The 12,253-nt window shown below is 42.7% G+C and carries 9 protein-coding genes; 2 read left to right on the forward strand and 7 right to left on the reverse strand.

Translation table 11 applies throughout. The features are described from left to right. Positions 1 to 26: 26 nt before the first annotated feature. Positions 27 to 2,729: a bifunctional acetate--CoA ligase family protein/GNAT family N-acetyltransferase gene (locus ACVBIK_RS11505; protein ID WP_447169720.1), complete on the forward strand. Its 2,703-nt coding sequence runs from the start codon at positions 27 to 29 to the stop codon at positions 2,727 to 2,729. Positions 2,730 to 2,872: 143 nt separating this feature from the next. Here ACVBIK_RS11505 and ACVBIK_RS11510 read toward each other — a convergent pair whose 3' ends face one another. The 4 genes from ACVBIK_RS11510 to dmeF all read right to left on the reverse strand — a co-directional run bounded on the left by ACVBIK_RS11510 (position 2,873) and on the right by dmeF (position 7,441). Further along, positions 2,873 to 3,925, reverse strand: coding sequence for a GGDEF domain-containing protein (locus ACVBIK_RS11510; RefSeq protein ID WP_447161936.1), 1,053 nt, complete (start codon positions 3,923 to 3,925; stop codon positions 2,873 to 2,875). Positions 3,926 to 4,017: 92 nt separating this feature from the next. Continuing rightward, entirely contained in the window at positions 4,018 to 5,637 is a 1,620-nt protein-coding gene (locus ACVBIK_RS11515) for a phosphoethanolamine transferase (protein WP_447169721.1), read from the reverse strand. A 314-nt stretch (positions 5,638 to 5,951) separates the two neighbouring features. Then, complete coding sequence (locus ACVBIK_RS11520; protein ID WP_447169722.1) at positions 5,952 to 6,371, reverse strand: MarR family winged helix-turn-helix transcriptional regulator; 420 nt, start codon at positions 6,369 to 6,371, stop codon at positions 5,952 to 5,954. A 26-nt stretch (positions 6,372 to 6,397) separates the two neighbouring features. Beyond that, on the reverse strand, positions 6,398 to 7,441 hold the full coding sequence (gene dmeF, locus ACVBIK_RS11525; RefSeq protein ID WP_447169723.1) for a CDF family Co(II)/Ni(II) efflux transporter DmeF: 1,044 nt from the start codon (positions 7,439 to 7,441) through the stop codon (positions 6,398 to 6,400). 918 nt (positions 7,442 to 8,359) lie between these two features. Here dmeF and eco point away from each other — a divergent pair. Beyond that, positions 8,360 to 8,953: a serine protease inhibitor ecotin gene (eco, locus tag ACVBIK_RS11530; RefSeq protein ID WP_447169724.1), complete on the forward strand. Its 594-nt coding sequence runs from the start codon at positions 8,360 to 8,362 to the stop codon at positions 8,951 to 8,953. 79 nt (positions 8,954 to 9,032) lie between these two features. On the opposite strand, the gene ACVBIK_RS11535 is transcribed toward eco, so the two are convergent. Genes ACVBIK_RS11535 through pgl form a run of 3 tightly spaced genes read right to left on the reverse strand, consistent with a single transcriptional unit; the run spans position 9,033 to position 12,243 of the window. Continuing rightward, positions 9,033 to 9,680, reverse strand: a complete 648-nt coding sequence (locus ACVBIK_RS11535) for a bifunctional 4-hydroxy-2-oxoglutarate aldolase/2-dehydro-3-deoxy-phosphogluconate aldolase (protein ID WP_447161941.1) — start codon at positions 9,678 to 9,680, stop codon at positions 9,033 to 9,035. Positions 9,681 to 9,701: 21 nt separating this feature from the next. Beyond that, on the reverse strand, positions 9,702 to 11,528 hold the full coding sequence (gene edd / locus ACVBIK_RS11540) for a phosphogluconate dehydratase (protein WP_447169725.1): 1,827 nt from the start codon (positions 11,526 to 11,528) through the stop codon (positions 9,702 to 9,704). Between the two features lie 10 nt (positions 11,529 to 11,538). Next, the gene (pgl, locus tag ACVBIK_RS11545; protein WP_447164433.1) at positions 11,539 to 12,243 is read right to left on the reverse strand and encodes a 6-phosphogluconolactonase; all 705 of its coding nucleotides are present in this window, start codon (positions 12,241 to 12,243) and stop codon (positions 11,539 to 11,541) included. Between the last annotated feature and the right edge of the window lie 10 nt (positions 12,244 to 12,253).

Consider the following 12,253-nt stretch of genomic DNA (forward strand, 5'->3'; position numbering starts at 1 on the left):
AACATACTGACTTATCGGATAAGTTCATGAGCCAACGTACTCTTCATACACTCTTCAAACCTACATCGGTTGCCATTATTGGGGCGTCAAACAAACCTAAGCGAGCCGGTAATGTATTGATGAAAAATCTGCTCTCCGGTGGGTTTTCCGGCCCTATCATGCCAGTGACACCAAAATATGAAGCCGTTATGGGCGTGCTCGCTTATCCCAATATTCAATCACTGCCACTTAAACCCGATTTAGCCATTATCTGCACTGCTGCAAAAAGCGTACCTGGCGTTATTGAGACCTTGGCTCAGTTTGGTTGCAAAGTCGCCATTGTCATGGCATCGGGTATGGCCGATGAGTTTAACGAGGATGGCGTCAGTCTCTTAAGTCAGATGCAGCAATTTGCAGTTCGATACGGCATGCGGATCTTAGGCCCAAACAGTTTAGGCATGATATTGCCCAACATAGGGTTAAACGCGAGCCTTGCTCACACTGCCGCCCTGCCCGGAAAAATCGCATTTGTATCCCAATCTGCCGCTATCTGTACCACAGTGCTCGATTGGGCAAATAATAAAGGCATTGGTTTTTCATCATTTATTTCCCTCGGTGATGCCAACGATATTAACTTTGATGAACTGTTAGATTATTTAGGCCGTGACGCTAAAACCGATGCAATCTTGCTCTATATCGATTCGGTTAATGAAAAGCGTCATTTCTTATCAGCCGCTCGCGCTGCATCGCGTAATAAGCCAATAATCGTGATTAAGTCAGGCCGAAGCATAGAGGGTACTAGTGCCGCACAACTGCATACTGGTGGCCTGTCGGGCAATGATGCTGTGTATGAGGCAGCCTTTAGGCGTGCCGGTATGCTGCGAGTGAATGATCTTATTGAACTGTTTGCCGCAGTAGAAACTTTAGCGCACTCAAGACCATTACAAGGGGAGCGACTTGGGATCATCAGTAATGGCGGCGGCCCTGCTGTACTTGCCCTTGATGAACTGATATTGGGTGGCGGGAAACTGCCTCCTTTATCTACTGAGATCTGCCAGCGGTTGAATACACTTTTACCAAAGAGCTGGTCTGGACAAAACCCAGTTGATATTGGCGGTGACTCAGACGCTGTGCGTTATGCTAAATCACTTGAGATCTTAATGGATAGTGACGATCTCGACGCCATTTTAGTCCTTCATTCTCCTTCAGCTTTAGGGGAAAGTGTTGAGATAGCTGAAGCTATTGCTAAAACAATTTCAGAACACCCGAATCGTCACCGGATCAATATTTTAACCAATTGGAGTGGCGAAGACTCGGCTTATGAAGCCCGTAAGCACTTTTCAAAATCACGGATCCCAACTTACCGGACGCCAGAAGGTGCCGTGGGCGCTTTTATGCACATGGTGGAGTATCGCCGCAATCAAAAGTTGTTGCAGGAAGTTCCGCAATCTATCCCTAATAATATTCCCGCCGATGCAACATTTGCGCGAGACAGGTTACAACAGGCGTTAAACCAAGGAAAGACAATACTAGAGACCCATGAGTCGAGCGCTATCTTAAATGCTTATGGGCTCAAGACTATCGACACCTGGTTTGCCAGCACACCTGAGCAGGCGGTTGAATTTGCCAACCAAGCGGGTTACCCCATCGCGCTAAAAGTGCAATCACCGAGTATTCACCATAAATCTGACGTGCACGGCGTGATGCTGAACTTAACCTCTGATCTTGAGGTTGAACTAGCAGCAAAGGCCATGATAGAGCGCGTGATCTCACTCAATCCTGAGGCGAAAATCGAGGGGTTAATCGTGCAGAAGATGGCTCTTACTGCTGGGGCTCAAGAGATCCGCGTCGCAGTTGCCAATGATCCAGTGTTTGGGCCTGCAATTTTACTTGGCGAAGGTGGCTCTGAATGGGAACCCACTAAAGATGCGGTCGTTGCCCTGCCACCACTGAATATGACATTGGCTCGCTATATGGTGATCCAGGCGCTAAAAACACAAAAGCTTCGTGATCGACATTTGCCACTGGGCTTAAATATGCACGCACTGTGTATTATGCTAACGCAAATCTCTCACCTCATCATAGATTGCCCCGAAATCGCTACCCTAGATCTGAACCCTGTATTGTGCGCTGGAGAACAAATCACCTTATTAGATGTGAATATTGGGCTGCAACAAGAACCCATAGATAACGCCTCTAGACTGGCTATTTCACCTTATCCAAAAGAACTTGAGCAGATAGCCACCCTTAAAAATGGCAGCAAAGTGATGTTAAGACCGATTTTACCGGAGGATGAACCCAAACATCTCGCTTTTGATAACTCCCTGTCAGATGAAGATCGCTATAAGCGTTATTTTGGTGTGCGCTCTAAAATGACCCATGAAGAGATGGCTGTATTAACCCAGATTGATTACGCCCGCGAGATGGCCTTTATAGCCACCTCGATAGATGCTGCGGGCGAAGAAACGACCTTAGGCGCGATAAGAGCCTCTATCGATCCTGACAATACCGAAGCTGAGTTTGCCATGGCGGTGCGCAGTAACTACCAGGGACAAGGCCTAGGAAAACTGCTACTTGAAAAACTGATCAAGTATTACAAAGATAACGACACCCTTGTGCTGACTGGCTTTACCATGTTTGAGAATAGAAATATGGCCAGCTTAGCTAAACGTCTTGGCTTTACTGTCACTTTTGATATGGAAGACCGCTTGATTAACATGCATATGGATTTAAAATCCCCCCCCAATTAATACAATTGGTATAACTGAGCCAATCACAAAAAGGCCGTTAAGATTTCATCTTAACGGCCTTTTTCATTTTTAGCTTTCAAGCTTTAAGCTGGTCAAATCTCAAACCATGTACTCAATCTTTTTCAAACTCAATCATGTTCAAACTAAATTGGAGTTTCTACAACTCTTTCAGCAATGACACAGTTTCGACCCGCTGATTTAGCCCGGTATAAGGCTTCATCAGCCCGTATAAAGTAACTGTCTTTATCATCTTCAGCCTTTAATGATGCTACGCCAACCGAGACGGTAATATTGCCAAGGGGTAACTTTTTATCTTTACCAATCGTAAGATTACGCTCGGCGATCTTTCGCCTTAAATTCTCGGCTACGATACTTGCGTCTTCGAGTCTTGTATTTGATAACAAGATAACAAACTCTTCGCCGCCATAACGTGCAACGAAATCATCTCCTTTAACGCTGTTCTTTAATGCTTGAGCAACGTAAGCCAGAACTTTGTCACCAATTAAATGACCATGTACATCGTTAAACCTTTTGAAGTAGTCAATATCGACCACCAATAGGCTACTTTCAAAATTAGTATGATTGAAGCTATCAATATGACTGATCACTTCTTTATCGAATGCACGGCGATTATTCAACGACGTTAGCTCATCGGTCATAGCCACGGATCGAAGCTCGACCATCTCCGTTTTAAGGGCCACGACCTCTTCACTTATGCTTGTTAAACTTTTGTCCATTTCACTGTTAGCTGCAATGATCTCATCGAGTTCACTACTGAAGCTATCGACCAATTTTTGCATAACGATAGGATCGGGATCTTGTTTTAATGCATTATTAAAGTCAGTTAATGAAGTAGAAAATTGTGATGTGCCCTTACTCATGTTGGCTATTTTGGCCAGTAAACTATTTATCAGTACTTGAGTTTCTAATTGGACGTTTTCAATCACTTCTGGCGAGTTAACTAAGATATACTTTTTATACAAACTATGACTTACATCTGGAGTAAAGCTGACGTTGGTACTCAATAAGCCGTCAATCGCACGCTTTAAGTCAAGGTTAATCCCTTTATAGTATTCATACCAAACAGCGTAATTTTCCGGAGTGACTGGAACTTTGAGTTCAGACATCTTAGGCACTGCATGACGTAAAATCTTAGCTGATAGTTCTGTTTCTGATATATGCTGCGCCATATCCATTGTATAAGTCACTCCATCTTGATAACTTTACTTATCAATACTTTAAACAAAAAAGAGGATGTTGCCATCCCCTTTTATCAATAATTTTGATTTTATTTTCTACAACTTGAAAAGATATCAGCTTTAGGCCGATAAACCTCGCTGCTTACATTCATCAAACCAAGCAAGCTATCGAATAAATTATCGTGAGAAAAACCGCCCTTGCTAGCTTCCTGCGCTAAGCAAGCAAGGTCTAAGTGATTTTGTTTTGAAAAACCTGCTGAGAACCAGCCCAGGAAAGGTACTTTGGTTTGTTCTTCAGGCGCAAATGAGAAAGGTGTACCGTGAAGATACATTCCTTTTTCTCCTAATGACTCACCATGATCTGATATATAGAGCATTGCGGTGTCAAACTCTGCACTTGATGCTTTTAGCTTATTAACAACTTCTGAAAGAATAAAGTCGGTATATAAAATAGTATTGTCATAAGTGTTGACTAGCTCTTCGTGACTACAGTTTTGAATATCGCTACGTTGACAATCTGGCACAAAATGACGGTGTTCCTCTGGATAACGTAGATAATACGTTGGCCCATGAGAACCAATGATGTGTAACACTAATAACGTATCTTCATCTTTAATGGTTTTAAGCCGCTTACCCAGCGCATTTAGTAAAACTTGATCGTAGCAATACTCGCCATTACATAGTTTGGGGTCGCTATCATGATCGATAACGACGTGTTCGATATTCTGGCAAACACCTTTACAGCCGCTGTCATTGTCGAGCCACTCGAGCTGGACCCCCGCATGATTTAACACATCGATGACACTGTCTTGGGCTTTTTCTCGGCGCGAATCATAATTAACACGATCCATTCTAGAAAACATGCATGGTAAAGATACTGCGGTGGCAGTACCGCATGAGTGCGTGTCTTTAAACACGACTAAGCCCTGATCTTGAGTGTGTACATTGGTAGGCTTATCGTAACCATAATAAGAATAATTAGCTGCTCGGGCAGTTTCCCCTACCACTAAAACAACTAAATTTGGCTTGGTTTTATCTGTGGTGTTTTTAGCATCTAAGCCTATCTGCTTGTACACAAGCGGCTCTTGTAGGTAGTTAACTTTTATATATTTAACTGTGGAGCCAATAAAATAAGTTGGAATGATATAACGCTTCATAATGTCGTTATTACGTCCAAATGCGACATAGTTTTGATAATAAAACATCGCAATGACCACTATGCCCGCCAGCATAGACAACATAAATATCACCTTATGCAACAGTTCTTTCGTTATAGGCTTGTACTGAATATTGGCTTTATAGATAAACAGTGAAGGGATCACGCCTGTTACGACAAAATTAACGACCGATGCCCAATTAAGGTAGGTGGCAGCTTCAGACTGATTAGTTTGAACTGTATTTTCAATCATGCCGTAGTCAAACACGACTCCATATTGAAATGCCGCAAAAAATACACTCGATGACATCAACGTCAGGATAATAAAAAACGGCTTTGCCAGGTACTTAATACTAAAGAGGCTAAATAAAAAAGACAAAGCAAAAAACAGAAACAAAGGCATGCTGGCAATAAATGCCATATTAACATCAGCCTGTTTATCAATACCCTGCTTGATGATTTGAAAAAGAGGAATATTAAACACGCATACGTAGTAAATCGAAAGTATGACAGTGAATTGAATACTATTTAAATTTTTAAGACGTGCTAGCACCTAGTTTACTCACTTAAATTTTTTGAATGCTGAGGGCTTTCCTTGCCTGGAGCCTGTTGTCGACAGATATCCTCTATACTAGCAGCTGAGGCATATCACTCAAAGCGTATAAGACAAATGTATGATACATTTTCGCAAAAAACGTATCATTTGTAACAGCGAAAGAAACTAATGACTAGTAGACAGGTTTTGATTGGGTAAGTTCGACTGGGGATCAAGCTTATTTAGCATGTGGTAACGCGCGAAGGTGTAATTGATTATGACCCGCTCTCGAGTCATATTTGTATAGCCACTAATACAGCTAAACTTATTGTCTAGAATTCTCGATTAATTCTTTCTAAAAAATGTAATAACTGAGCGCGCTCGGTAGCATCAAACTTAGCCGTTAAGTCTTGAGTAAGCTGTATGTGAAGTTTATCGTGCTCTTCGAACATTTCGCGTCCACTTTCAGTCAGCTTAACTAATATTGAGCGTCTGTCATTTGCATGTGGGACTCGAATAACTAGGCCAGCATCAACCATTTTATCGATTTGAACAGTTAATGTCCCAGTGGTAATACCAATCTTTTGTGCGAGCTCTTTCATTCGCATTGGACCATTTAAGCCCAAAATTTCAACCGTGTGAACTTGAGGTAAACTAAAGCCTTTATCTTTGACTACAGCCATTTCCCAAGATGATAACTTCTCGTAAAATTCGATCATGGCATGATTTAAATTATCATCTTGGTTATTCATATAATTAGTTCCTAATAATTAGGCGCTTATTGTGCCTGAGTCAGCGGATTAACTTCAATAGTGATATGGGATAAACGCTCGAAATCTGACAGCTTTTGCCTAAAATAACCGACGTTGTTATTGCAGTCACAATGTATGACCATACTCGCTGCATAATGGTCGGCGCTGATTTTCCAAATATGCAAATCGACAACCTGAGCCTGCTCTTGCTCAAGGGTGTGTTTTATCTGTTCGATATACGTCTGTTCAATACTCGCGTCCAACAAAATGGGACCAGTTTGCTTTAATAACCCCCAAGCCCAACGGCTAATGATGATGGCGCCAACAATCCCCATTAATGGGTCGAGCCAATTCAATCCAAAGTACTTACCCATTAACAAGGCAACAATCGCAAGTAGTGACGTTAACGCATCTGCAAGTACATGAAAATATGCTGCTCGTAAATTATGGTCATGACTTGGGTTATGCTTCACTTCACTTTTATCATGAGTGTGTTCATGCTGATCACCTGCGTCATCGCTATTTTCATACTCGCTAGTGTCATGATGATGACTGTGAGCATGGCTGTGACTGTGACAGTGACAGTGACAGTGACTGTGAGCATGGCCGTGATGGTCTTTTAATAAAAACACACTTACGATATTCACTATTAGTCCGATCACTGCAACTAAAATGGCTTGGTTAAAAAATATTTCATGAGGGTTAAATAGTCGCACACCAGACTCAACCAGCATAACAAGCGCCACGAGACCTAGCGCTATTGCACTGGTGTAGCCGCCCAGTACGCTCACCTTACCTGTCCCGTATGAAAACTCTGCTGAATTAGCATGTTTGCGGGCATATCGATAAGCAAATAAGGTGATCATGAACGCTGCAGCATGCGTCCCCATATGCCAACCATCAGCAAGCAAGGCCATAGAGCCGTATAGGGTGCCGGCAATAATCTCAGCTAACATTGTCACTATCGTTAGCACTAGAACATAGGCAGTATTGCGCTCCCCTGCACTATTGTGGGTAGAAAAACCCTGCTTATGAGGACAATTAATGACTGTCTGCTTAACGTTTCCCATAACAACCCTCTACCTTTTGCTTTGTTGACGACCTCAAGCTTGTTCGCTGAGCTTATACTTTTGTTTAAATGTGTATTTTGCTGCCCTACCGGCTTCAATTATGTATAAACATGCATAGCTATCATGATAAGTCCTCATGCACAGACATTATAAATAGACATTATGAACAGACAGTATAAATAGACATCATGCATAGTCATTATGCTTACGCACCCGTTTAGACTGACCGCTGTACCTCATCAGCACATAATAGTCTTAGGGCCATATCACATGACCTACTAACTACTAACTACTAACTACTAACTACTAACTACTAACTATAAGTCTTCGAAATATTTAGACCTTCACCCACTTTGTCTGCCAATTATTTTGATCGCCAATTAATTTGATTGATAAGTATTTTGACAACCATCTACCTTGACCTTCAACTAGTTCGGCAACCAACTAGTTCGATAATCAACTAGTTCGATAATCAACTAGTTCGATAATCAACTAGTTCGATAATCAACTAGTTCGATAATTAACTAGTTCGATAATCAACTAGTTCGATAATCGACTATTTTGATACTCAAGCTAAACTTACGCCTTTAGATCCCAAAATTCAATAAAAAAAGCCAGTATGTGATCAGCTTCAGACTCTTCCCTCAAGCCTCAGCTTTATGGTACTTGCTCGATTAACAACAAAAGCTCTGGCCGATAAATTATCAACACATTTGTAATCCATTTACCCACCTAGTTTCAAGCTGGCTATAAAAAGTAATATTCCATCCCGCTATGGGGTTGAGTTCAAGTTTTGTTCACACCGTTGAGAATGGTTTTATTGTCATTTAATAAAAATATTATTTTTTTAACCCTTTTTATAAACCAGCCCGTTTATAGATGTATTAGACACACAACACCTATTCTTTTGGAGAATGTATGACCTTACTGACTACCTTAAACCAACGCTTTGGCCGTACTCTTTTAGCCTCATCTTTAGTTTTTGCTACTTTTTCATTTAATGCCAGTGCAACCAGCCCAACTCATCCATCTGGAGTCAATCAAAATATGATCAGTGCAAAGATTTATAGCGCCAGTGATTACAGCAATCCTGACACAGGGGTTACCAGTGAAACTAAAATGTATCCTAAGCCAGCAACTGGCCAAGAGCAGCATATTTTGACATTACCAAAGCTAGATAATGAAGCTGACTACAGGGTGGAGATTGAAATTGGCCAAACCCAAATGGTTGATTGTAATCAACATCGTTTAGTGGGTGAATTGAAACAGCATACAGTGAAAGGGTGGGGATATAGCTACTATCAAGTTGATAAGATCTCTGAAGGCCCAAGCACTATGATGGCCTGCTTTGAGCAAGCAAAAACCGAGAAGTTCTTAAAGATCAATGCTGACTTAATGGTTAAATACGATAGCCGTTTACCGAAAGTATTTTATCTACCAGAAAATGCCCAGGTACGTTACCGTGTTTGGAAGGTAGAGTCTCAGTTTAACTACTCAGGTAATACCAAGTAATTTCTGTTTTAAGGCTTATTCCAACGCTGAAAACAAAAAAGCTACCAATTTGGTAGCTTTTTTAATATTTCAGAACCAATTACGCTTTTAATGCACCAATGGCTTCTTTACATAAAGCGGTGATCCGCTCCCAGTCGCCTTGCTCCATCGCATCCGTTGGCGCAATCCAGCTGCCACCGATACAATCGACATTTTTAAGTGCTAAATAGTCTTTATAACTACTTGGCGTAATGCCACCCGTTGGGCAGAAACGAATGTCGGCTAATGGGCCTGAAAAGGCTTTAAGTGCATTCACACCGCCAGAAGCTTCAGCTGGGAAAAACTTAAAGTTTGTATAACCCAGTGCCATGCCTTTCATCACTTCAGAGATACTAGCAACCCCAGGGATCAATGGTGTTGTCCCTTCCATTGCAGCTTCTAACAGTTCAGTTGTCGCACCTGGTGTAATCACAAACTGTGCGCCTGCATTAACCGCTTGCTCAAGCTGCGCCTTATTTAGAATAGTACCAGCACCCACTAATGCTTCTGGAACTTCTTGTGCAATTTTAGTGATCGCTTCTAACGCACAGTCAGTGCGTAGAGTGACTTCAAGCACAGAAATACCACCGGCAACAAGCGCCTTCGCTAACGGTACGGCATGTTCAATCTTATTGATCACCATGACAGGAACAATAGGGCTGCGTTTAAAAATATCTTGTGGCTGTATTGACCAGTTATTCTCAAGCATTGCGTTACTCTTCCTTAAACATTAATAGTTTTCATCAATTGCACTCGTGCAACGAGCACCAGTTTCGGGGCTACTTAAATTTGAACGAAGGGCACCGAATAACTCTCGTCCCATACCGTAGCTGCTCTTATGAAGGTCAACTTTTTCAGCCGTTCTGGCGTTAAGTTCAGCCTCATCAACGAGTAGGGTTAGCTCTCCCGTTGTGGCGTTTACTCGAACTAAATCACCGTTATGGATCTTAGCAATTAGACCACCGTCTAACGCTTCTGGCGTTAAGTGGATAGCTGCAGGTACTTTACCTGATGCGCCTGACATACGACCGTCAGTTAACAACGCAACTTTAAACCCTCGATCTTGAAGCGTTCCTAAGATTGGCGTGAGCTTATGCAGTTCAGGCATACCAATCGCTTTAGGACCCTGGCCTTTAACGACAACTACGCAATCTTTATCTAAGTTGCCGGCTTTAAAGATGGCTTCAAGTTTGTTTTGATCGTCAATAACGACAGCTGGCGCTTCAACAATTCGGTGTTGTTCTTGTACTGCAGAGACTTTAATCACCGCGCGGCCAAGGTTACCTTTAAGCAGTTTAAGGCCACCATTATTTTGAAAAGGCTTATCTAGGCTCGTTAGCACTTCATCATCTAAGCTTGTTTGTTGGCCATCGACCCAAGTTAACTCGCCATCACGAACCTGCGGCTCTTGGGTGTAACGCTTAAGACCAAAGCCTGCCACAGTATCGACATCTTCATGTAGCAAACCGCCCTCTAACAGTTCTTTAATCAAGAACGCCATACCACCCGCTGCGTGGAAATGGTTGATGTCAGCGTGACCATTGGGGTAAACACGTGCAAGAAGTGGAACGGCATCTGAAAGCTCTGAGAAATCATCCCAGTTTACGATGATGCCAGCTGCGCGCGCTGCAGCAACGATATGCATGGTAAGGTTAGTTGAGCCACCCGTAGCTAATAACGCCACAATACCGTTAACGACTGATTTCTCAGAAACCACTTTACCGATAGGCGTGTACTGGGTCCCCATTTCGGTTAAACGACATACCTGCTTAGCAGCCGTTTTGCTTAAGACTTCGCGTAGTGGATCATCTGGATTAACGAAAGATGAACCTGGTAGCTGCAGCCCCATAACCTCAAGCATTAATTGGTTACTATTAGCAGTACCATAGAAAGTACAGGTACCTGCGCTATGGTATGACTTAGATTCTGCATCTAAAAGTGCAGCTCTATCGACTTCACCTTGGGCGTATTGCTGACGAATACGCGCTTTTTCTTTGTTTGGGATCCCTGACTTCATTGGGCCTGCTGGCACAAATAGCATTGGCAAATGACCAAAGCTCAGTGCGCCAATTAATAGACCTGGCACAATCTTGTCACAAATACCCAGCAACAATGCTCCATCGAACATATTGTGAGATAAGCCCACAGCGGTGCCCATGGCAATCACTTCACGGCTTAGCAAACTCAGTTCCATACCCGGTTGGCCCTGTGTAACGCCGTCACACATAGCAGGCACGCCGCCAGCGACTTGAGCAACACTGCCCACTTCATTACATGCTTGTTTCAACAAGTCAGGATACGCAGCATAAGGTTGGTGCGCTGACAACATGTCGTTGTAAGAAGTGATGATACCGATATTAGCCTTGTTCAATTGCTTGATAGCTGACTTATCGGCAGGGTTACATGCAGCAAAACCGTGCGCCAAGTTACCACAACTTAACGCACTGCGGTGGACACCTTTATTTTTAGCATCATCGAGCGCCGCTAGGTATTTAGCGCGAGAATCTTTGCTTCGTTCAATAATTCTGTCTGTAACAGATTGTACAACGCTGTGCATAATTACTCCTTTAAGCGCTCCAGTAAACATCAACAGGCGTTTTATGCTGATCGAGTACGGCTCTAATCGGCATTTCACGACTGTCATCGCTTGCTAGTGCTTGTCGGTAAACATCTAATTTTTGCTCACCAACGATATGTAAATAAATTTGACGACTCGCTAAAATGGCAGACTTCGACAACGAGATCCTTGAATGAGGTGCATTGCCCGGCTTAACGGCAACACATAAGTCAGTTGTCGTTAATGCGTTGTCAAGTTCTGCTTTTGCGGCACAAGGAAACCAAGAGCAGGTATGGCCGTCATTACCCATGCCTAATACAACAACATCGAATGGCTTAGGGAAACTACCAAGCTGCTCAATCGCCATGGCGCAGCCTTCTTCTGGCGAAGAATACATATTTTTCAAGCCACGAAATTTCGCATTTGCGGCTCTATTTTTTAGTAAATTATTGCGAACAAGGCGCTCGTTTGAATCACCATGATCGGCACTCACCCAGCGCTCATCAGCTAGAGTGATGTAAACATCACTCCAATCAATACCTTTCTTGCTGAGCAATTCAAATAACTTAAGCGGAGTTGAACCACCAGAGACAATAAGACTCGCTTTGCCTCGAGCATCAACAGCTTCTTGCAATTGATTAGCAATGCGTTCAGCCAGCTGCGCTTCGAGTGCTTCTTTATTGTCAAATGATTTGAAAACAGTTTCTTGAATCATTGGTTCTCCC

This window comes from Shewanella sp. 125m-1, assembly GCF_052977065.1.

Coding starts and splice junctions, on each gene's coding strand:
- ACVBIK_RS11505 (WP_447169720.1), top strand. CDS start 27: ATGAGCCAACGTACTCTTCATACACTCTTCAAACCTACATCGGTTGCC.
- ACVBIK_RS11510 (WP_447161936.1), bottom strand. CDS start 3,925: ATGGATATGGCGCAGCATATATCAGAAACAGAACTATCAGCTAAGATT.
- ACVBIK_RS11520 (WP_447169722.1), bottom strand. CDS start 6,371: ATGAATAACCAAGATGATAATTTAAATCATGCCATGATCGAATTTTAC.
- dmeF (WP_447169723.1), bottom strand. CDS start 7,441: ATGGGAAACGTTAAGCAGACAGTCATTAATTGTCCTCATAAGCAGGGT.
- eco (WP_447169724.1), top strand. CDS start 8,360: ATGACCTTACTGACTACCTTAAACCAACGCTTTGGCCGTACTCTTTTA.
- ACVBIK_RS11535 (WP_447161941.1), bottom strand. CDS start 9,680: ATGCTTGAGAATAACTGGTCAATACAGCCACAAGATATTTTTAAACGC.
- edd (WP_447169725.1), bottom strand. CDS start 11,528: ATGCACAGCGTTGTACAATCTGTTACAGACAGAATTATTGAACGAAGC.
- pgl (WP_447164433.1), bottom strand. CDS start 12,243: ATGATTCAAGAAACTGTTTTCAAATCATTTGACAATAAAGAAGCACTC.